Genomic DNA, 19,902 nt, shown 5'->3' with positions numbered 1-19,902 from the left:
GCGCGTTTTTTTATGGCCGGCCATGGGCGGCCCCGCAAGACGCCGGGGAAGGCCGATCCCCGTCACATCCCATGGCAACCCCCCTTCAACGGGCTGGCACAAGGGGATAAGCTCCCAAGGCAGTAGTTGCCGCGACGGGCACGGACTGGCGGGCTTACCCCCATCCGCTGGCCCCGCGATGCACGGACCCTGCCAGGAGGGCGCCTAATCTCGGCGACAAAGCAGTCTCTCGATGGTAGATTAATCAAATCAAATAGATAGCATCGATCGGGTTTCCCCTATGCAACGTTGGCCCAGCCTGAAACAGCTGCAGTATCTGGTCGCTCTGGACGAGCACAAGAATTTCAATCGCGCCGCCAAGGCCTGTCATGTCAGCCAGTCCACCCTGAGTACCGGGATCCAGACCCTGGAGGACATGATGAACCTGCAACTGGTGGAGCGTGACCACAAGAGCTTCATCATGACGCCGGTCGGCATGGAGATAGTCGCGCGGGCGCGCAACCTGCTCTCCGATGCCCGGGATCTGATGGAGCTCGGCCAGCAGCAGGGGGGCGTCATGCACGGCACCGTCCGCCTGGGTTGCATCCCCACCATAGCCCCCTTCCTGCTGAGCAAGCTGCTGCAGCGGTGCGGCAAGGCCTATCCGGAGCTGGAGCTGCTGCTGCGGGAAGACACCACCACCAACCTGCTCAAGCAGCTGGAGCAGGGTCAGCTCGACCTGCTGATCCTGGCGCTGCCGGTGGAGATAGGGGGCTTTCACAGCAAGACGGTGGGGCAGGATCCCTTCCACATGGTGATGCCCTCCCACATGGCGGCGGGGCTGCACATGCCGTTCGACTACAAGGAGCTGCCCAACCAGAGCATCTTCCTGCTGGAGCGGGAGCACTGCCTGACCGAGCATGCGGTGAGCGCCTGTCGGCTGAGGGACAAGAGCAAGATCAACCCCTTCGCCGCCACCAGCCTGCACACCCTGGTGCAGATGGTGGGCGCCGGCCTTGGCACCACCTTCCTGCCCCAGATGGCCATAGATGCGGGCATCCTCGACAACTCGGATCTGGTGGCCATCCCCCTGCCCGGGGAGAAGCCCTATCGGGAGATTGGCCTGGTGTGGCGCCCCAGCACCACCCGGGTGCAGACCTTCTACAAGATTGCCGAGCTGCTCACGCCGCTGATAACCCCCAAGGCGGCGGAGTGACGACTGGCTTGCCGGGGGCTGGTCTTCTGCCCTTGGCAAGCATTTATGCTATCGCTGTTCAGCTTCCAGGCAGGAACATCGTCTATGATGAATCCCGTGCCCTATCAAGGAGTTGAGATGTTTCGCACCCTGCTGCCGCCCCTGCTGGCCCTGCTTGTCGTCGCCTGCTCCAGTACTCCGGAGCCGCCACCGCCTGCCCGCCAGGCCAGTGCCTTCGACGGCTTCTATCAGCAGTGGCGCGGCGTCCCCTACCGCATGGGTGGCACCGGTCGCGCCGGCCTCGACTGCTCCGCCTTCACCCAGCTTGCCTACCAGCAGGTGCTGGGCTTCACCCTGCCCCGCACCACGGAATCCCAGGCCAGCCTCGGCAGGCCGGTGGACAGATACCGGCTGCAGCACGGGGATCTGGTGTTCTTCAAGACCGGCTGGCAGCAGTACCACGTCGGGGTCTACACCGGGGCCGGGGAGTTCATTCACGCCTCCACCAGCAAGGGGGTGATCCGCTCGCGCCTCGACAACGTCTACTGGAACAGCCGCTACTGGCAGGCCCGCCGCCTGACCCAGTAGCCGCCACCAACGAACCGAAATGAAGAAGGCCCCGAGGGGCCTTCTTCTTTTGTGCCGCGCAGAGGCTCAGTGCTTGCGGTGCCAGCGGGGCGAGGTGGCCCGCTCCCCCCAGGGGGTGACGCAGGGCAGCAGGGCCCCTTCGATCAGCCCATCGCTGGCTGCCAGCGCCTCGGCAATCTTCTCGTGGAGCAGGCGCAGCAGGTTCTTCTCCTGCTCCGCCAGGGAGTGGCCCGCGGCGAAATACTCCCGCTGATGTTGCAGCGCCAGCTTCTGGGCAAATTCATAGGTGTTGAAACTGTCCGGCATCCGCTCGATCACATCGTCCAGCCGGGCCAGCAGGCTGTGCAATTCCCTGGTCATGTGCTGCTCTCCATTTGAGTTGATAAGCAAAAACTACCCCTTATTGGATAATTCACCAATCGAGATCCCCCAAAACTGTGGGGCCGAGCACAGTTCCGGCGGGCAGGGCCCCCCAGCCGCCCTCGCTCTGGCACCCCCCTGTTTACAAGCTGGCAACAAGGCGCTAGGCTTGGACCGACTAATCAGTCGGTCAGTTTTTGTGCGGAGCAAACCATGGAAGCCATACCAACAGAGTCCCCAGACAAGTTCTCCCTGCCCGAGCAGTTGCACCGCCTCAAGCAGGCCTGCCAGGCCCATCCCATGCTGAGCCTGGCACAGCGCCGCAACCGGCTGATCGCACTCAAGGGGGCCCTGCTCGCCCACAAGCAACCCCTGTGCGACGCCCTGGCCCTGGACTACGGCCAGCGCAGTGACTACGACTCCCTGGTCGCCGACATCCTGCCCTGCGTCATGCAGATCAACTACAGCCTGAAACGGCTCAAGGGGTGGATGAGGCCGGCGCGGCGTCATCCCGGCCTGCTGCTGGCCCCCGCCAGGGTCGAGGTGCACTATCAGCCGCTGGGCGTCATCGGCATCATGGTGCCCTGGAACTTCCCTGTGATGCTGAGCCTGGGGCCCCTCATCGGCGCCATCGCCGCCGGCAACCGCGCCATGATCAAGCTCTCCGAGTTCACCCCTCACACCAACGCCGTGCTGCGCACCCTGCTGGCCCAGGTGTTTGACGACGACGAGGTGGTGGTCATCGAGGGGGACGCGGGACTCGCGGCCGCCTTCAGCACCCTCCCCTTCGATCATCTGCTGTTCACCGGCTCCACTGCGGTGGGCAGGCGGGTGATGGCCGCCGCCGCCCCCCAGCTCACGCCGCTGACCCTGGAGCTCGGTGGCAAGAGCCCCTGCCTCATCGCCCCCGACATGCCCCTGGCCCTGGCGGTGGAGCGGATGATCTTCGGCAAGAGCCTCAACGCCGGCCAGATCTGCGTGGCCCCGGACTATGTGCTGCTGCCACGAGGGCAGGAGCAGGCCTTTATCGAGGCCTATCAGGCGCACTTTCGCCGCCTCTATCCCAAGGGGCTGGATAGCCCGGATTACGGCTCCATCATCAACGGGGCCCAGTATGAGCGGCTCACCGCCTGGCTGGCGGAGGCGAAACAGGCGGGCGCCGAGGTGCACCCTTGCGCCTCGCCGGCCCGGGATGACGGCGCCCGCCGCCTGGTGCCCCACCTGCTGACCGAGGTGCCCGGCCACTGCCAGCTGATGCATCAGGAGATCTTCGGCCCCCTGCTGCCCCTGGTGCCCTATGACAGCATCGAGGAGGCCATTGCCTATGTGGCGGCCCGGCCACGCCCGCTGGCGCTCTATCTGATGAGCCTGGATCCGGCGCTGCAGCACCGACTCATCCGGGAGACCCACGCCGGTGGCATGGCCATCAACGAGTGCCTGTTCCAGGTGGCGGCGGACGACGCCCCCTTCGGCGGCATAGGCCCCTCCGGCATGGGTCACTACCACGGCCACGAGGGCTTTCTCACCTTCTCCAAGGCGAAAACCGTGCTGCGCCGCGGCCGTTTCAGCGCCGGTACCCTGATCCATCCCCCTTATCGGCGCTGGTACCAGCGGCTGATGATGGCCCTGTTCCTGCGCTAGGAGGCTGTATGAGCGATCCCATGACAGACAAACGCCGCCAGATCCTGGATGCCGCCCTTGCCCTGTGCGCCGAGGATGGCCTGCAGGGGGCCGCCACCGCCCGCATCGCCCGGGCGGCCGGGGTGGCCAACGGCACCCTGTTCCACCACTTTCCCAGCAAGGAGCTGCTGATCCAGCAGCTCTACCAGGACGTCAAGCTGCGCCTTGGCGCCGCCATCAGCGAGGCGGATCCGGCCCTGTCCCTCAGGGAGCAGGCGCGCCACTACTGGTGTCAGGCGATGAGCTGGATGCAGGCCCATCCCCACGAGCTCAAGTTCGTGCTGGGCTTCTTCCACTCCCCCCTGCTGGCCAGATCCCTGCGCAGCCAGATCCTGGGGGAGACACTGCGCTTCCTGCCGCGCCTGCTCGCCCGGGGTCAGGCCAGCGGCGAGCTGATGCAGGCGCCCCCCGTCCTGATGCTGGAGGTGTGCCAGAGCCAGTTCCTGGCCTGCGCCTCCCTCTTTGTCGACCAGCCCGAGCTCGGGGAGGATCCCCACTGGCAGGCCAGCGCCTTCGCCCTCTTCTGGTCCGCCATCGCAGGAGGCCTTGATGACGCTTGATCCTTTGCTTGCCACCGGCAGGCGCCTCTGGATAGGGGGCCTGCTCTGGGTCATCGGCCGCACCCTGTGCCGCGCCGCCCGGGTCGACGAGGCGGTGCGCCGCGAGCTCGCCCCCCTGCCGGAGGGGCTCTGCATCCGGCTGGAGGTGAGCGGCATAAAACGGGGGCTGACCCTGTACAAGTCAGAGGGTAGCTGGCGATGCGGCGCGGCGCCCCTTGAGGCAACAAGTCCTCATGTTCTGCGGGTCTGCTTCAAGCACCCCGCCATCGCCTTTCGCGCCCTCAGCTTTCGCCTCGGCATCAATCAGGCCTTCTGCGAGAACCGGCTGCTGGTGGAGGGGGATCTCGGGGCGGCCATGCACCTGGTGCGGGCGCTGGAGCAGCTGCAAGCCCTGATCCTGCCTGCCTTCATCGCACGGCCCCTGCTGCGCCACTACCCGAACCCGCGCCACAAGCTCGCGCGAGCCTGCCACATCTACCTGGGTCTGCTGACCGGTTGAAGAGAAGGATGAACACCATGAGCCGTTATTACGATTTCTTCTGTCCGGTCAGATTGATGGCGGGGGAGCAGGCGCTGGAGCAGCTCCCGGACGAGCTGATGGCACTGGGGGCACGCCGTCCGCTGCTGCTCACCGACAAGGGGGTCGGCGGCAGCGGGCTCGCCACCCTGCTGGCCAATGTGCTGGCGGAGGGGGGCCTGCCGGTGGCCGCCATCTGGGACGAGATCCCCGCCGACTCCTCCACCGCCGTGGTGGAGCGCATCGCCGCCCGCTGGCGGGAGCTGGGCTGTGACAGCCTGGTGGCCCTGGGGGGCGGCTCCGTCATCGATACCGCCAAGGCGGTCAACATCCTGGTCACCCTGGGCGGGGAGCGGCTACTGGATCACGCGGGGGCAGGCTGCCTGACCCGGCCCCTCAAGCCGCTGGCGGTGGTGCCCACCACGGCGGGCACCGGCTCCGAGGTGACCCTGGTGGCGGTGATCCGGGACGAGGGGAGCGGGCGCAAGGTGCCCTTCACCTCCCCCTTCCTGCTGCCCCAGCTGGCGGTGCTGGATCCGCGCCTCACCCAGGGGCTGCCGCTGCCCATCACGGCCGCCACCGCCATGGACGCCATGACCCACGCCATCGAGGCCTTCATCGGCAACGGCAAGAACCCGGTCAGCGACGCCCTGGCCCTGATGGCGGTGGAGAAGATAGCCGCTGCCCTGCCCAGGGTGCTGCTGGCCCCCGAGGACAAGCACCTGCGACTGCAGCTGGCGGAGGGCTCCACCCTGGCGGGCATGGCGTTTTCCAACTCCATGGTGGGGCTGGTGCACGCCCTCGGCCACAGCCTGGGGGCCCGCTGCCACCTGCCCCACGGCCTGTGCATGAACCTCTTCCTGCCCACGGTGCTCGACTACAACAGGCCGCAGATAGACCCTGAGCTGGCCCGTCTGCTGCTGCCGCTGGCGGGGCCTGAGCGCTTCGCGGCCACCCCACATTCCCTGCGCCCCCAGGCCACCCTGGATGCACTCTGCGCCCTGCGCGACACCCTGTGGGAGGCGGTGCGGCTGCCGCGCACCCTGGCGGAAGCCGGGGTGACGGACAGAGCCGTGCTCAAGGATATCCGGGATCTCGCCATCAACGACGGCGCCCTGCTCTACAACCGCAAGGATGCGGACAGGGAACAGCTGCTTGCGCTGCTGGAGCAGGTGTGGGAATGACCCCCAAGCCAGCCCGCAGAGGGCCGGCTTGGCGCAGGATCAGATGGGCGGCGTGAAGACCCCGGTGGAGAGGTAGCGATCCCCCCGATCGCAGATGATGGCCACCACCACCCCCTGGCTGATCTCTGCCGCCACCCGCAGGGCGCCGGCCACGGCGCCCCCCGAGCTGACCCCGCAGCAGATCCCCTCTTCCCGCGCCAGCCGGCGCATGGTGGCGAGCGCCTCCTCCTGGGTCACATCCAGCACCCGATCGACCCGCTCTGGCTCGAAGATGGCGGGCATATAGGCCTCTGGCCAGCGGCGAATACCCGGGATCTGGCTCCCCTCTGCCGGTTGCAGGCCGATCACCTGCACCGCCGGGTTCTGCTCCTTGAGGTAGCGGGAGACCCCCATGATGGTGCCCGTGGTGCCCATGGCCGAGACGAAGTGAGTGATTGCCCCCTCGCTCTGGCGCCAGATCTCGGGGCCGGTGGAGAGGTAGTGGGCATCCGGGTTGGCCGGGTTGTTGAACTGATCGAGCACCAGCCCCTCGCCGCGGGCCTGCATGGCCAGCGCCAGATCCCGAGCTTCTTCCATGCCGTTTTCCACCAGTACCAGCTCGGCGCCATAGGCCTGCATGGCGTCGCGCCGCTCCTGGCTCATGGTACTGGGCATGACGAGGCGCATCCGGTATCCCCGGGCCGCCGCCACCATGGCCAGCGCTATGCCGGTATTGCCCGACGTGGCCTCGATGAGTCGTGCTCCTGGCCCTAAGTGACCGCTCGCCTCCGCCGCCCGGATGAGGTTCAGGGCCGGCCTGTCCTTGACCGAGCCGGCGGGGTTGTTGCCCTCCAGCTTCACCAGCAGGGTCACGTCGGGACAGGGGTTGATGCGGCGCAGGCGCAGCAACGGGGTATTGCCAATCAGATCTTCCAGGGTGGCGAAGGCCATAACGGGATCCATCCTCTGCTAACTGTTCTATACCTTGCCTAGCGAGCCGCTCGCAGGCCGGTCAGTGTAAGCGAGCCTCCTCGGCCCGCAAAGAGCACGGTTGGCAAAGTCCGGCCAGCATGCTCTGATACCCCTTCCCCACCCTTTGAGGAGCCTCCATGAGCGACATTCTTCATCAGGCCGACCAGCAGCAGTTCATCTGCGTAGTGGACGGCAAGACTTCTCGCCTCAGCTACCGCATGCTGGACGCAACCACGGTGGACGCCTGCAGCACCCAGGTGCCGTCCGAGCTGCGCGGACAGGGCATTGCCGACAGGCTGGCCCGCAACTTCTACGACTGGACCCGGGCAGAGGGGCTCACCATAGTGCCGAGCTGCAGCTACATTGACGTCTGGCTGCGCCGTCATGCCGGTTGAGGCACAAGCCCCCCGGGAGGCGCAGCTGCAAGCCCACACCGAGGCCCTGCTGCGGGCCGATCCCCTGCGCATGGCCTGCCTCTGGGCAGCGCGGGAGCTGGCCCTGCCGGACTGGGCGCTGGGGGCGGGCTTTGTGCGAAACCTCATCTGGGATCATCTCCATCACAAGGCCGAGCCCACCCCCCTCAACGACATAGATCTTGTCTATCTGGATCCGAGCGACCCGGAAGGTGCCGCCGAGCGGGAACACGAAGCCTGGCTGGCAGAGCGTCTGCCCGGCCAGCGCTGGGAGGTGCGCAACCAGGCCCGCATGCATGTGCGCCAGCAAGTGGCCCCCTTTGCCAGCTCGCTGGCGGCGCTCGGCCACTGGGTGGAGGTGCCCACCTGCATCGGGGTCCGCCTGCTGGAAAACGACGAGTTCCAGTGGCTGGCGCCCTACGGCTTTGGCCCCAACTGGTCCCTGCAGGTGAACCCCAATCCCCGCTGCCGGCAGGAGAGCCGGATCTTCATCGACAGGATCAGGGACAAACAGTGGCAGCGCATCTGGCCTGATCTGGTGGTGAACTGGCCATGACCGGATTGCAATGGGCCGACAACCTTGGGCACACTAAGAAAAAGATGTTTGTAACTCAATGGGTTAAATAATGCGCGACTTCTTCTCACTCGAACGCTGGCTGCCGGGCCTCGCCGCCCTGCTGCAATATCAGCGGGCCTGGCTGATGCCGGATCTTCGCGCTGGACTCTCGGTGGCGGCCGTGGCCCTGCCCGTGGCCATCGCCTATGCGGAGCTCGCCGGCGTCGGCGCCATCGTCGGCCTCTACTCCTGCATACTGCCCATGGTGGTCTACGCCCTCTTTGGCACCTCCCGCCAGCTCATCGTCGGCCCGGACGCCGCCACCTGCGCGGTGATCGCTGCCGTGGTGACGCCGCTCGCCGCCGGGGATCCCACCCGCCAGTGGCAACTGGTGATGACCATGACCGCCATGACCGGCTTCTGGTGCCTCATCGCCAGCCGCTTCAAGCTGGGGGTGCTGGCGGACTTTCTCTCCCGCCCCATCCTGATGGGGCTGCTCAACGGGGTGGCCATCACCATCATGGTGGGTCAGCTCTCCAAGATCTTCGGCTTCACCTTCAGCGAGCGCTATCTCATCGAGCGGATCCTGAATGGCACCGACTACATTACCCAGACCCATCTGCCCACCCTGGCCATGAGCCTGACCGCCCTGCTCACCCTGCTGCTGGCCAAGCGCTACAAGCCATCCTGGCCCTCCTCCATGGTGGCCATGGTGGTGACGGCGGCCCTGGTGTGGGCCCTCAACCTCGGCCAGTTCGACATCGCCACCCTGGGGGCCGTGGGCTCGGGCCTGCCCGCCTTCCAGATGCCGGAATTCCCCCCCGGCCTGATGCGCGAGCTGGTGCTGCCGGCGCTCAACCTCGCCATGGTGAGCTTCGTCTCCATGATGCTCACCGCCCGCAGCTTCGCCGCCAAGAACGGCTACGAGATCGATGCGGACAAGGAGTTCAGGGCGCTGGGCATGGCGAACCTCGCCTCTGCGGTCTCCCAGGGGTTTGCCATCAGCGGGGCGGATTCACGCACCGCGGTCAACGACGCCAACGGCGGCAAGAGCCAGCTGGTCTCCATCATCGCGGCCGCTGTGATCGCCCTCATCACCTTCTATCTGACGGCGCCGCTTAAATTCATCCCCACCGCCGCCCTCGGGGTGGTGCTGGTGATGGCCTCCCTGTCGCTCACCGATTTTCGCGGCCTCTGGGCCCTGCGCGACTCGGACCGCGCCGCCTTCTGGCTGGCCCTCATCACCTTCGTCAGCGTGCTGACCATGGGGGTGATCCCGGGGATCACCCTGGCGGTCTTGCTGGGCCTGTTCCAGTTCCTGCGCAACGTGATGCGCCCCACCGATCAGCTGCTCGGCATGGACGACGAGGGGGTGGTGCGCACCCTGGGGGACAACGAGCAGGCCAAGGCGATTCCCGGCATCCTGGTCTATCGCTTCAACTCGCCGCTCACCTACTTCAACGCCCCCTACTTCAAGCGGCGGGTGCTGGCGCTGCTGGTGCAGGATCCCCACAATCCCAAGTGCCTGGTGGTGGATGCCGTGGCCTGCTTCACCCATCAGGACATCAGCGTGATGAGCATGGTGGGGGAGCTGCACAAGGAGCTCAGGCGCCGTGGCATCCACATGGTGATGGCCGGTCGCCACGGCCAGATGACCCAGTGGCTCAAGCAGGCAGGGATCCGGGTAGGGGACGAGGGGGTCATCCTCAGTCCCGACATGTATCAGGCCCTGCGCATGACCCGCTGCTATCGGGAGCCCGTGTTCAAGGATGACGAGGTGGTGGAGAGCACCACGGATACCCTGCTCTCCCGCTGGCCCCAGGACGACGAGCTGCCGGACTCGGCGCGCCTCACCCGGCCCTGCGAGCAGGAAGCGGGCGCCACCCCGGTCTGACGGCGCCACCCAGCGAGAGGGGGCCGGGCCGGCCCGTCCCCCTCTTTGCTCAGGGCAGGATTGCACCCCGCACCCGCTTGGTGTTAAATGCCCGTCCAGATGGCGCTGACGAGGGCCATCCCCAGTATTTGGACATCCCATGCAGACTCAATCCCACGCGGGCCCGGGCTCCCTCTTCGCCCTGACCTGGCCACTGTTCATCGATCTCGCCCTGCACTTCCTGACCGGGGCCCTCAACACCTTCATGGTGGGCCATGTCTCCTACCAGGGGGTGGCGGCGCTGGCGGTGGGCAACCAGGTGTTCGACCTCGCCATCACCCTGTTCAGCTTCGTCAGCATAGGCACCAGCGTGGTGATCACCCAGTACCTGGGGGCGGGGGATAGGGAGAAGGCGCGCGTGGTCATCCACACCGCCATCGGCTTCAACCTGCTGGTGGGGCTGGTGGCCGCGGTCGGAGTCATGGCCGGTGCCAGCACCATGCTGGCGCTGATGAACCTGCCCGCCCACCTGATGGGGGATGCCACCCTTTACCTGCAGATCATCGGGCTCTGCCTGCTGCCGGAGGCGGCGGCGCTCTGCCTGGCCGCCACCCTGCGCGCCCATGGCCACACCCGTCAGGCCATGTACGTGACCCTCATCGTCAACCTCATCACCTTCGTCGGCAACCTGCTGCTGCTCTATGGCTGGTTCGGCCTGCCCCAGCTCGGGGTCGCCGGGGTCGCCATCAGCACTGTTGCCGGGCGCATCGTCGGTGTGGTGCTGCTGGTGTGGCTGGTGGCGCGCAAGACCGGCATACGGCTGCGACTGCCGGAGATCCTCCGGCCAAGCCGCGCCATGCTGGACAAGGTGCTGCATATCGGCCTGCCGGCGGCGGGGGAGAACCTCTCCTGGATGCTGCAGTTCATGGTGGTGACGGCCTTCGTCGGCCTGCTCGGCGACAAGGCGCTGGCGACCCAGTCCTACTTCTTCCAGATCTGCCTGTTCATCCTGCTGTTCGGCCTCTCCATCGGCCTTGGCAACGAGATCATCATCGGCCATCTGGCGGGGGCCCGTCGCTTCGAGCAGGCCTATCGCCAGCTCATCAAGAGCCTCAAGCTCGGCCTCATCGTCACCAGCCTGATTGCCATCGCCGCGGCCCTGAACGGACGCGCCATCATCAGCCTGTTCACCGACGACGCCGACATCATCACCCAGGTGGCGCAGCTGTTCCTCATCAGCCTCATCCTCGAACCCGGCCGCACCTTCAACCTGGTGGTGATCAACGCCCTGCGCGCCACCGGGGATGCCCGTTTCCCGCTCTATATGGCGCTCGTCTCCATGTGGGGCATTGCCGTTCCCCTCGCCTATTTCCTTGGTATCATGCAGGGCTATGGCCTGGTAGGCATCTGGTTGGCGCTGGCCTGCGACGAGTGGGTTCGCGGTCTGGCCATGTTCTGGCGCTGGCGCAGTCGTCGCTGGCAAAACAAAATTCTTGTCGAAACATAAGCGGAATCACAATGAAGAAAATCGGACTCTTGTTGGCGGCCATCCTGCTCAGCCCGCTCGCCATGGCACAAACCGCTCCGGCGGCCCCCAAGGCGCAAGCCCCCCAGACCTGGTACGTGGCCCCCATCGTCATCGACCAGACCAGCGAGGCGCAGAAGGCCCTGACCAAGGACTTCATGGCCCAGATGATCAAGACCATCAAGATCAACGAGTACCAGACCGGCAAGGCGGTGGGCAAGCACAAGGATCCCAAGTGGCTGATCCGCACCAAGCTGGTGCCCGCAAGCACCGAACCCCTGGTCGGCAAGAAGCACCCTCAGGGCCTCACCTACGGCAAGGGCATCCCCACCCAGGAGATAGTCGGCGAGCTCATCATGAACGGCACCCTGGTGGCCCATGTGGGCCAGGGCTGGCGTGAGCCCATAGTGCCGGGCACCCCGGTGGCCGAGAAGATCACCATAGCCAACTACCAGTACGCCATCGGCAACGAGGCCAAGGCCCCGGATCTGGAAGAGCTGGCGGCCCAGATAGGCTTCGAGGTGGGCAAGGTGATTGCCCGAGGCGGTCAGCCCCTGCCCGAGAAGAAAAAGAAAAAAGAGTAAACGCCACACCTGTTACCAAGAAGGGGCCCTGCGCCCCTTCTTGCTGCCCGCCCCGCAGCCCTTGGCTGTCATCAAAGGGTCACAACTGTGAACGGGATCCCGATTCCCGCCTCTCTGCCCTCCTTATAAATCACTGATCTGCTTGTGATTCAATCAGTTAAAAATCATCCGCCAGATGCAGCAAACCCATTGCCCCAAATTGGATCGGGATCACATTTATCTCCCGGGGTAAGGGGTAGTTTGAAGGTCAAGGCACAATCAAACGACACCAAGGAGGCTTCATTACATGTTCCCGGAGTACAGAGATCTCATCTCGAAACTGAAGAGCAGTGATGTCCATTTCCAAAAGAAGTTTGACTTGCACAACGACCTGGATGCGGAGATCAGGAAGCTGGAAAAACATCACGCCAGCGATTACAGCTCCGAGGTGAAGGATCTGAAAAAACAGAAACTTAAACTGAAAGAGGAGATATACGACATCCTCAAACAACATCCACACTAGACGCCTCGACGAATACCCGGATAAGCAACTTATCCCCCAGCCCGGCTTAAAGCCGGGCTTTTTATTGGCCGCTCACGATGGCGCAACGCAGACCATGTCAGGGGGTCTGCGCCGATATTCGCTTGGCGTCAGGCCGGTATGGCGGCGGAAGGCGGTATTGAAGGTGGACTTGCTGTTGAATCCCGCCCGATAGCAGGGGCCGTGCCACTCCGCCCCCAGAATGCCGATCGTCCCAGCGATATGTTGCTCTGTCATCATCCCTTCACTTGCTTGACGCTATTTGCCCCGCAGCTTATCTACCTTGGAAAGAAAAGAAACCCTTGGCCTGCAAATAGACAAATACCGCCAAGACGGCGGCATTTTTTATTTGCAGGTGGGTAGTTTAAATTGCCATGCCTTTATAAAGCCACCCTCTAAAAAACGTAAAAAAACAATCATTATCTAACTGGCTGAATGTTATTAAGCTCCTGATAGAAATAATCAAAAACTTGACTCGGAAGGCGCCCATATCTGAAATCTAACAATTTACTTTCCTGCATCACCTTCCTACGTTCTTCCGAAGAAAGATCAAACTCTATTTCCGCAGCCAAATACTCAAGCGCATACTCTTCAGAGTAATTTGAACCTTCAGATATTTTTAGAAAGTCTAATAAATCTTGAGCGTTAGCATGTTTACTAATTACTGCATCCAGCATTCTTGGATGAGCAACTTTCATAAAGCAAACTGTCGCCATTATTCCTTGGTAAAAATCGTTCATAGATTCATTACGAGAATTTTCTATTATCGCAAAATAGGTTAACATTCGTTCTATGTCGCGTAATGATGGCTTTAAATGTTTAACCAAAGACTTTAGTGTTTGCACAGCATTTTCATTGTGAATTCTTCTCCCCTCGTTCATTAAATAAAAAGCTGTAGCTAGATATTTAGCGCCGTCATCTTGCTGATATTTACCAGATGAACGAGGCAGAGAGAGCCAAACATTAATAAATTTCTGTAAATATGTAACGGAGTCAATTCCATTACCATATCGACACTTGACCGACTCCTCCAATTGCTTTCTATTCATAACAAGCAAGAATGTGATACCTGATACTGAAAATAAGTGTTTAATATTTTCCAGTAGGTCTAATGCAAAATCCGGCCTACAGCGATCAAGCTCATCAATAACAAAAACTATGCGTTTTCCGGGTGTATGATTGATCGCTATGTCTGATAAAAACGCTCTAAAATTGCTCAATGCTAATTTATCTGCTTTAGAACTCTCGAACTTTGAGGCAATAACTGAATCTACTTGCTCAGAAACCAATGTAGAAATATCATTTTCAGCTTGTTCGAGTATCGATCCATCAATTAGACCAGCAGTACCTAGCCGAATGCCTGTTTTAATCATGCCTCGACTAAAAGTTTTAAAGACCTGAGCTGCTTTTTGCTTGAACTCCACTTTCTTACTTTCAGCCTTGTCCTCTAGTAACTCGTATATTTCTGAGGCGAGAGCTAAGAATGGTTCTTTTTGGTAATCATTTTCAAATGCATCGAAATATATTGTTTCAAGAGGAGGCTCTTGCTTATATTTATTCTCACCAGACCACATTTTTATAAATGTGCTTTTGCCTTCACCCCATTGAGCATCCAAGGCCAGCACCAAATTATCATCAGAATTCATTATCAAATTATAAAGTCGGTCACCAAACGGCTTTCGAATAAACAAATCTTTTTCTGTTGAAAACCCTTCACCATCATTAATTTTTAACTCCGGAACTGTTAATTTCATCCTTTCCCCCAAATAAAATATTATTTATAGAATAGATATATTAAAAATCTTCATGAGTGCATAATGCCCACATGAGACCTTTATATCAATAATTTTGTTATTTCCATCAATGCATGATCATTCTGTAACAGTATTTTCCATCGGACAAAATGCGTTTTCCCTGTGAGCAATTCGTGTATTTCCAATACATAAAAGCGGGCCAATGGCCCGCTTCTCTATACAGAATTAACACCATGGTCACACCGGCGGATGGAAATGGCTGGCCTCGCGGGTCGCCATCTCCTCGTAGGTGGTCCACCTCTGCCAGACCACCTGCTGCGCCACCTGCATCAGCCGTTCCGCCTCCTCGGGATGACTCTGAGCCAGCACCTGGTAGCGGTTCTCCTCTTGGCGGTATGTCGCAAGGGGAATGGAGGGGCGCAGGCTGTCGAGGCTGAAGGGATTCTGCCCGGCGCTGCGTAATACCGGGTTGTAGCGCATCAGCGGCCAGTGACCGGAGGCCACGGCGCGTTTCTGCTGGGTCAGGCCAAACTCCATATCGATGCCGTGGGCGATACAGTGGCTGTAGGCGATGATGAGCGAGGGGCCCGGATAGGCCTCGGCTTCACGCAAGGCCTGCAGCGTCTGCTGCGGGTTGGCACCAAAGGCGATGCGGGCCACATAGACGTTGCCGTAGGAGATGGCTTGCAAGGCCACATCTTTCTTGGCCAGCGTCTTGCCTCCCGCCGCGAACTTGGCGACGGCACCGAGCGGCGTTGATTTCGACATTTGACCGCCGGTATTGGAGTAGACCTCGGTATCCATCACCAGCACGTTCACATCCCGCCCGGAGGCGAGTACATGATCGAGCCCCGCCGAGCCGATGTCATAGGCCCAGCCATCGCCACCGATGATCCAGACCGAACGGCGCACCAGCTGATCGATGAGTGACAGCAGCTCGCGGGCCTTGCCGGATGTCACCTCTTCCAGCCGCTCGCGCACTTGGGCCACTCGGCCCCGCTGGGCACGGATCTCCGACTCTAACCGCTGCGGAGCGTTGATCAGGGTATCAACCAGCGCCTCCCCCAACTCCCCCTTCATCGCCTGCAAGGCAGCCACCGCCTGACCATGATGCTGATCGGCGGTGAGACGAAAACCAAAGCCGAACTCGGCGTTGTCCTCGAACAAGGAGTTGGACCAGGCTGGCCCCTTCCCTTCCGCGTTCTTGGCCCACGGGGTGGTCGGCAGGTTGCCGCCATAGATGGAGGAGCAACCGGTGGCATTGGCTACCAGCATGCGATCGCCAAACAGCTGGGTCAGCAGCTTGAGATACGGGGTCTCGCCACAGCCAGCACAGGCACCGGAGAACTCGAACAGCGGCTCGAGGAACTGGGCACCGCGCACCGTGGAGAAGTCCACCCGCTCGCGGGCAGGCCAGGGCAGGCTCTCGAACCAGCGCAGCGCCTGCTTCTGGCCCGCGAGATGCGGCGCCTTGTCCATCATGGTGATGGCGCGCTCGCCCTCGTGTTCCTCATCCGCCCCGACCCGCACCGGACAGGCCTGCACGCACTGGCCGCAGCCGGTGCAATCCTCCGGATAGAGTTGCAAGGTGTAGCGGCTGTCGGGGAAGCCCTTGGCGGTGACAGGCACCGACTGGGCCGCCTCGGGGGCAGTCGCCAGCCAGTCCTGATGGTAGAACTTGGCTCGCAGCGCCGCGTGGGGGCAGACAAAGACGCAGTTGCCGCACTGGATGCAGATATCGGAGTGCCAGATCGGGATCTCGCGGGCGATATCCCGCTTCTCGAAGCGGCTGGTGGCTGTGGGGTAAGTGCCATCCACCGGCAGCATGGAGACAGGGATCAAATCGCCGCGCCCCGCCAACATTTCGCCGGTGACGCGCTGGACAAACTCGCTGCCGCCCGGTGCCAGTGGCAGCGGATAGTCGCTGATCTGCTCGTCACCGGCCGGGATCGCCACCTTGCTTAAGTGAGCCAGGGTATCGTCCACCGCCGCGAAGTTGCGCGCCACCACCTCGGGCCCCTTGCGGGCATAACTCTTCTCGATGCTCTCCTTGATCAGCGCAATCGCCTCATCCCGTGGCAACACCCCGGCCAAAGCGAAGAAGCAGGTCTGCATGATGGTGTTGATGCGATTGCCCATGCCGTTTTGCTCGGCCACCCGATCGCCGTCGATGCAGTAGAGCTGGATATTGAGGGCGCGGATGCGGGCGCACAGCCGCTCGGGCAGCTCGGCCCAGACCCGCTCGGGCTCATGGGGAGCATTGAGCAGCAGGGTCGCCCCTTCGGCGGCGAACTCCAGCAGATCCACAGATTCGACAAAGCCCCACTGGTGGCAGCCGATAAAGCTCGCCTGCTCGATAAGCCAGGGGGCGTCGATGGGCTCGGGGCCAAAGCGCAGGTGGGAGACGGTGCGCGAGCCCGACTTCTTGGAGTCGTAGACGAAGTAGCCCTGGGCGTGGAAGCCCTCCAGCTCACCGATGATCTTGATGCTGTTCTTGTTGGCGCCGACAGTGCCGTCGGCGCCCAGGCCGAAGAAGAGCGCTCGCACCCGGCTGGCAGGCTCCAGATCACCGATGGGATGCCAGGCCAGACTGAGGCCAGACACGTCATCGACGATCCCCACGGTGAAACGCGGGCGCGGCGCATCGGATGCCAGCTCCTCGAACACGGCGGCGCACATGGCGGGGGTGAACTCTTTGGAAGAGAGGCCGTAACGGCCGCCACTGAGCCAGGGCAGGCTCTTGACAAGGCCCCGCTGCAAGCCGTCGATGAGGGCGCTCTGCACATCCAGCAGCAGCGGCTCGCCCCCCGCCCCCGGCTCCTTGGTGCGATCCAGCACGGCGATGCGGCGCACGCTCGCGGGTAGCGCATCCAGCAGCGCCTGCACCGGGAAGGGGCGATAGAGGCGCACCACCAGCACCCCGGTCTTGCGATCCTGCCGGTTGAGCCAATCGACCGTGGTGCGGGCGGTGGCCGCCCCCGACCCCATCAGCACGATGACATCGGTGGCATCGGGGGCGCCATGGTACTCCACCAGATGGTAGTGGCGGCCGGTCAGCTTGCCGAGGCTCTCCATGCACTGCTGCACCCGCGCCGGCACCGCCTCGTAGAAGGGGTTGACACTCTCGCGGGACTGGAAATAGGTGTCGGGGTTCTGGGCGGTGCCGCGCATCACCGGATGATCCGGGTTGAGCGCCCGGGCACGGTGGGCACGCACCCAGTCGTTGTCGATAAGCGCCCGGATCTCGTCCCTATGCAACGCGGTGATCTTGTTCACCTCGTGGGAGGTACGAAACCCGTCGAAGAAGTGGATAAAGGGCACCCGGCACTGCAGGGTGACGCTGTGGGCGACCAAGGCCAGGTCCTGCGCCTCCTGCACCGAGCCGGAGGCGAGCATGGCAAAGCCGGTGCTGCGCGCCGCCATCACGTCCTGATGGTCGCCAAAAATCGACAGCCCCTGCGCCGCCAGCGAGCGGGCCGCCACATGGAACACCGCAGCGGTCAGCTCCCCGGCAATCTTGTACATGTTGGGCAGCATCAGCATCAGTCCCTGACTGGCGGTGAAGGTGGTGGCCAGCGCCCCCGCCTGCAGGGCGCCGTGTACCGTACCGGCCGCCCCCCCTTCGCTCTGCATCTCAACGACTGTGGGGATATTGCCCCAGAGGTTGGTCTGCCCCTCGTCCGCCCAGGCGTCGGCCAGCTCGGCCATGGTCGAGGAGGGGGTGATGGGATAGATGGCGCACACTTCGCTCAGCTGGTACGCCACCCGGGCCGCGGCTTCGTTGCCATCGACCATGATCAATTCATGTTTCATTGGGACACCTCCGGTTGGCGCAGCAGGATGGCGTGGCAAGGGCACTGGTCGTGGCAGGCACCGCAGCCGGTGCAGCGCTCTGCATCCACCTGATACCCCTGGCCCGGCCCCAGCTTGGCGATGGCCTGCTCGGGGCAACTGCCATAGCAGCCGTCGCACTCGAAGCAGTTGCCGCAGGAGTAGCAGCGCGCCGCCTCGTAACGGGCGGCCGTCTCGTCCAGCCCGCCGATGATCTCGCCAAAGTCGTCCCGTGCCCACGCCGGTTTGATCGGCTGACTGCTGGCGGGCGCCTGGGTCTGGAACCAGAGTTGCAACTGCTCCGGCCCCACCAGCGGGTAGGAGACCATCTTCTGGTAGTGACGCCCGCGCAGCCAGGCATCCATATGGCGTGCCGCCTTCTTGCCGTGGCCGGTGGCGATGGTGACGGTGCGCTCGGAGGGCACCATGTCGCCGCCCGCAAACAGACCCGGCACATCCGTCATCAGGTTGCCCGCCACCTGCACCACCCCCTCCTTGTTGACTCGCACGCCGGGAATGCTCTCCAGCACCGAGAGGTCTACCTCCTGACCGAGCGCCAGAATGAGGGAGTCCGCTTCGAGGGTTTCAAACTGGCCGGTGGGCACCGGCTTGCCCTCGGCATCCAGCGCCATCACCTCCACTTCGATATTGGTGCTGTCGAGCTGGCGGATGCTGCGCAGCCAGTTGATCTTGATCCCCTCCTCCTCGGCCTCAAGGGCCTCGAAGGCGTGGGCCGGCATATGATCCCGGTCGCGGCGGTAGATGATCATCGCCTCTTCCACACCGAGGCGACGGGCGGTGCGGGCCGCGTCCATGGCGGTATTGCCGCCGCCGTAGATGGCCACCCGCCGTCCCAGTCTGGGGGGCGGCAAACCCTGCTCCTCGGCGAGGCTCGCCTGCTCGAGGAAACTCACCGCATCGAGGATCTTGCCCGCTTCCCGGGCCGGAATATCGACCCGCTTGGCCAGATGGGCGCCGATGGCCATAAAGACGGCGTCAAAGCCCCCCTCGTCACGCGCCTTGAGCACATCCTCCACCTTGTGGTTGAGGGTCAGCGTCACCCCGGCCGCCAGGATGCGGGCCACCTCCCGATCCAGCACATCGCGGGGCAGGCGGTAAGCGGGAATACCAAAGCGCAGCATGCCGCCCGCCAGTGGCCCCGCCTCGCGGATCTCCACCCGATGGCCGAGCCGGTTGAGGTGCCAGGCACAGGACAAACCGGACGGGCCGGCGCCGACGATCAGCACCTTCTTGCCGCTGGCGGGTGCAGGCGGCGCAGGCTGCCAGCCACGGGCCAGCGCCTCGTCGCCGAGGAAGCGTTCGATGGCGTGAATGGAGACGGCGTCATCCACCTGGGCGCGGTTGCAGGCGCTCTCGCAGGGGTGATAACAGACCCGCCCGTGGACCGCAGGCAGGGGATTTTCTTCGATAAGTCGTTGCCAGGCCGCTTCAAAGTGGCCCGCTTCGGCCAGGGCAAGCCAGGCCTGGATGTTCTCGCCGGCCGGGCAGGCGTGGTTGCAAGGTGGCAGGGCCGGCCGCCAAACGGGCAGCCGAGTACGGACCGGGCCTGTTCCCGTTTTCTGGGAGAGATCCGGCTGTGGGGTCATATCCAGTTGTTTGCTCATACATTGCTTTCTTCTTTTTGTGTGACAGGCCCCATCCGATGGCGCTTGATACCGTTTTGCTTGGGCAGACGGTGGCCGGAGGGGGAAGAAGCGAAAGCGTCAGAAACTGGAAGCTGGCTCGATGATGGGCCGTTTTTTGTACGACATGGTGGATCAGGATCAATAAATGTTGCGCTTTATGGGGTGTTTCCCCCGGGATACGACCCC

18 protein-coding genes are annotated in these 19,902 nt (G+C 62.9%); 12 read left to right on the top strand and 6 right to left on the bottom strand.

The genetic code is table 11. The features are described 5' to 3' along the window. Positions 1-280 precede the first annotated feature (280 nt). Positions 281-1,195, top strand: a complete 915-nt coding sequence (locus AC3WR3_RS16660) for a hydrogen peroxide-inducible genes activator (RefSeq protein ID WP_202046339.1) — start codon at positions 281-283, stop codon at positions 1,193-1,195. Positions 1,196-1,312: 117 nt separating this feature from the next. Then, positions 1,313-1,762 (top strand): C40 family peptidase, encoded by a 450-nt coding sequence (locus tag AC3WR3_RS16655; RefSeq protein ID WP_202046340.1) that lies wholly within the window; start codon positions 1,313-1,315, stop codon positions 1,760-1,762. A 66-nt stretch (positions 1,763-1,828) separates the two neighbouring features. Here the strand turns inward: AC3WR3_RS16655 and AC3WR3_RS16650 are convergent, their stop codons facing one another. Further along, on the bottom strand, positions 1,829-2,122 hold the full coding sequence (locus AC3WR3_RS16650) for a hypothetical protein (RefSeq protein WP_025326337.1): 294 nt from the start codon (positions 2,120-2,122) through the stop codon (positions 1,829-1,831). Positions 2,123-2,335: 213 nt separating this feature from the next. Here AC3WR3_RS16650 and AC3WR3_RS16645 point away from each other — a divergent pair, with 213 nt between their 5' ends. Genes AC3WR3_RS16645 through AC3WR3_RS16630 form a run of 4 tightly spaced genes read left to right on the top strand, consistent with a single transcriptional unit; the run spans position 2,336 to position 6,063 of the window. Continuing rightward, the gene (locus AC3WR3_RS16645) at positions 2,336-3,763 is read left to right on the top strand and encodes a coniferyl aldehyde dehydrogenase (RefSeq protein WP_492292409.1); all 1,428 of its coding nucleotides are present in this window, start codon (positions 2,336-2,338) and stop codon (positions 3,761-3,763) included. A gap of 8 nt (positions 3,764-3,771) precedes the next feature. Further along, positions 3,772-4,362 (top strand): TetR/AcrR family transcriptional regulator, encoded by a 591-nt coding sequence (locus tag AC3WR3_RS16640; RefSeq protein WP_492292407.1) that lies wholly within the window; start codon positions 3,772-3,774, stop codon positions 4,360-4,362. Beyond that, the gene (locus tag AC3WR3_RS16635; RefSeq protein WP_492292405.1) at positions 4,352-4,861 is read left to right on the top strand and encodes a hypothetical protein; all 510 of its coding nucleotides are present in this window, start codon (positions 4,352-4,354) and stop codon (positions 4,859-4,861) included. The genes AC3WR3_RS16640 and AC3WR3_RS16635 overlap by 11 nt, the downstream gene beginning before the upstream one ends. Positions 4,862-4,878: 17 nt before the next feature. Next, the gene (locus AC3WR3_RS16630; RefSeq protein WP_492292403.1) at positions 4,879-6,063 is read left to right on the top strand and encodes an iron-containing alcohol dehydrogenase; all 1,185 of its coding nucleotides are present in this window, start codon (positions 4,879-4,881) and stop codon (positions 6,061-6,063) included. 39 nt (positions 6,064-6,102) lie between these two features. On the opposite strand, the gene cysM is transcribed toward AC3WR3_RS16630, so the two are convergent. Further along, entirely contained in the window at positions 6,103-7,005 is a 903-nt protein-coding gene (gene cysM, locus AC3WR3_RS16625) for a cysteine synthase CysM (RefSeq protein WP_492292401.1), read from the bottom strand. 146 nt (positions 7,006-7,151) lie between these two features. On the opposite strand from cysM, the gene AC3WR3_RS16620 reads away from it, so the two are divergent. From AC3WR3_RS16620 to AC3WR3_RS16595, 6 genes are all read left to right on the top strand, one after another. After that, positions 7,152-7,409, top strand: coding sequence for a GNAT family N-acetyltransferase (locus AC3WR3_RS16620; protein WP_427230564.1), 258 nt, complete (start codon positions 7,152-7,154; stop codon positions 7,407-7,409). Continuing rightward, the gene (locus tag AC3WR3_RS16615; RefSeq protein WP_492292398.1) at positions 7,399-7,983 is read left to right on the top strand and encodes a nucleotidyltransferase family protein; all 585 of its coding nucleotides are present in this window, start codon (positions 7,399-7,401) and stop codon (positions 7,981-7,983) included. Before AC3WR3_RS16620 ends, AC3WR3_RS16615 begins: the two co-directional genes overlap by 11 nt. Before the next feature lie 70 nt (positions 7,984-8,053). Continuing rightward, positions 8,054-9,877, top strand: a complete 1,824-nt coding sequence (locus AC3WR3_RS16610; protein WP_492292396.1) for a SulP family inorganic anion transporter — start codon at positions 8,054-8,056, stop codon at positions 9,875-9,877. Between the two features lie 139 nt (positions 9,878-10,016). Continuing rightward, entirely contained in the window at positions 10,017-11,363 is a 1,347-nt protein-coding gene (locus tag AC3WR3_RS16605) for an MATE family efflux transporter (RefSeq protein WP_319912845.1), read from the top strand. 11 nt (positions 11,364-11,374) lie between these two features. Continuing rightward, complete coding sequence (locus AC3WR3_RS16600) at positions 11,375-11,965, top strand: hypothetical protein (protein ID WP_139435139.1); 591 nt, start codon at positions 11,375-11,377, stop codon at positions 11,963-11,965. 286 nt (positions 11,966-12,251) lie between these two features. Continuing rightward, entirely contained in the window at positions 12,252-12,467 is a 216-nt protein-coding gene (locus AC3WR3_RS16595) for an HP1242/YdcH family protein (RefSeq protein WP_005313020.1), read from the top strand. A gap of 72 nt (positions 12,468-12,539) precedes the next feature. Here AC3WR3_RS16595 and AC3WR3_RS16590 read toward each other — a convergent pair whose 3' ends face one another. The 4 genes from AC3WR3_RS16590 to AC3WR3_RS16575 all read right to left on the bottom strand — a co-directional run bounded on the left by AC3WR3_RS16590 (position 12,540) and on the right by AC3WR3_RS16575 (position 19,695). Next, positions 12,540-12,722 (bottom strand): helix-turn-helix domain-containing protein, encoded by a 183-nt coding sequence (locus AC3WR3_RS16590; RefSeq protein ID WP_492292393.1) that lies wholly within the window; start codon positions 12,720-12,722, stop codon positions 12,540-12,542. A gap of 182 nt (positions 12,723-12,904) precedes the next feature. Beyond that, the gene (locus tag AC3WR3_RS16585; protein ID WP_492292391.1) at positions 12,905-14,239 is read right to left on the bottom strand and encodes a KAP family P-loop NTPase fold protein; all 1,335 of its coding nucleotides are present in this window, start codon (positions 14,237-14,239) and stop codon (positions 12,905-12,907) included. Positions 14,240-14,476: 237 nt separating this feature from the next. Continuing rightward, the gene (nifJ, locus tag AC3WR3_RS16580) at positions 14,477-18,052 is read right to left on the bottom strand and encodes a pyruvate:ferredoxin (flavodoxin) oxidoreductase (RefSeq protein ID WP_492292389.1); all 3,576 of its coding nucleotides are present in this window, start codon (positions 18,050-18,052) and stop codon (positions 14,477-14,479) included. After that, complete coding sequence (locus AC3WR3_RS16575; RefSeq protein WP_492292387.1) at positions 18,049-19,695, bottom strand: NAD(P)-binding protein; 1,647 nt, start codon at positions 19,693-19,695, stop codon at positions 18,049-18,051. The genes nifJ and AC3WR3_RS16575 overlap by 4 nt, the downstream gene beginning before the upstream one ends. Positions 19,696-19,902: the final 207 nt, after the last annotated feature.

The sequence above is a fragment of the Aeromonas sp. EU05-FHT14A05 genome (assembly GCF_058791175.1).
This window is presented reverse-complemented; position numbering and strand designations above follow the sequence as displayed.

Excerpts from the sequence above, each read along its gene's own strand:
- AC3WR3_RS16660 (WP_202046339.1), top strand. The coding sequence starts at position 281 with ATGCAACGTTGGCCCAGCCTGAAACAGCTGCAGTATCTGGTCGCTCTG.
- AC3WR3_RS16655 (WP_202046340.1), top strand. The coding sequence starts at position 1,313 with ATGTTTCGCACCCTGCTGCCGCCCCTGCTGGCCCTGCTTGTCGTCGCC.
- AC3WR3_RS16650 (WP_025326337.1), bottom strand. The coding sequence starts at position 2,122 with ATGACCAGGGAATTGCACAGCCTGCTGGCCCGGCTGGACGATGTGATC.
- AC3WR3_RS16645 (WP_492292409.1), top strand. The coding sequence starts at position 2,336 with ATGGAAGCCATACCAACAGAGTCCCCAGACAAGTTCTCCCTGCCCGAG.
- AC3WR3_RS16640 (WP_492292407.1), top strand. The coding sequence starts at position 3,772 with ATGAGCGATCCCATGACAGACAAACGCCGCCAGATCCTGGATGCCGCC.
- AC3WR3_RS16635 (WP_492292405.1), top strand. The coding sequence starts at position 4,352 with ATGACGCTTGATCCTTTGCTTGCCACCGGCAGGCGCCTCTGGATAGGG.
- AC3WR3_RS16630 (WP_492292403.1), top strand. The coding sequence starts at position 4,879 with ATGAGCCGTTATTACGATTTCTTCTGTCCGGTCAGATTGATGGCGGGG.
- cysM (WP_492292401.1), bottom strand. The coding sequence starts at position 7,005 with ATGGATCCCGTTATGGCCTTCGCCACCCTGGAAGATCTGATTGGCAAT.
- AC3WR3_RS16620 (WP_427230564.1), top strand. The coding sequence starts at position 7,152 with ATGAGCGACATTCTTCATCAGGCCGACCAGCAGCAGTTCATCTGCGTA.
- AC3WR3_RS16615 (WP_492292398.1), top strand. The coding sequence starts at position 7,399 with ATGCCGGTTGAGGCACAAGCCCCCCGGGAGGCGCAGCTGCAAGCCCAC.
- AC3WR3_RS16610 (WP_492292396.1), top strand. The coding sequence starts at position 8,054 with ATGCGCGACTTCTTCTCACTCGAACGCTGGCTGCCGGGCCTCGCCGCC.
- AC3WR3_RS16605 (WP_319912845.1), top strand. The coding sequence starts at position 10,017 with ATGCAGACTCAATCCCACGCGGGCCCGGGCTCCCTCTTCGCCCTGACC.
- AC3WR3_RS16600 (WP_139435139.1), top strand. The coding sequence starts at position 11,375 with ATGAAGAAAATCGGACTCTTGTTGGCGGCCATCCTGCTCAGCCCGCTC.
- AC3WR3_RS16595 (WP_005313020.1), top strand. The coding sequence starts at position 12,252 with ATGTTCCCGGAGTACAGAGATCTCATCTCGAAACTGAAGAGCAGTGAT.
- AC3WR3_RS16590 (WP_492292393.1), bottom strand. The coding sequence starts at position 12,722 with ATGACAGAGCAACATATCGCTGGGACGATCGGCATTCTGGGGGCGGAG.
- AC3WR3_RS16585 (WP_492292391.1), bottom strand. The coding sequence starts at position 14,239 with ATGAAATTAACAGTTCCGGAGTTAAAAATTAATGATGGTGAAGGGTTT.
- nifJ (WP_492292389.1), bottom strand. The coding sequence starts at position 18,052 with ATGAAACATGAATTGATCATGGTCGATGGCAACGAAGCCGCGGCCCGG.
- AC3WR3_RS16575 (WP_492292387.1), bottom strand. The coding sequence starts at position 19,695 with ATGAGCAAACAACTGGATATGACCCCACAGCCGGATCTCTCCCAGAAA.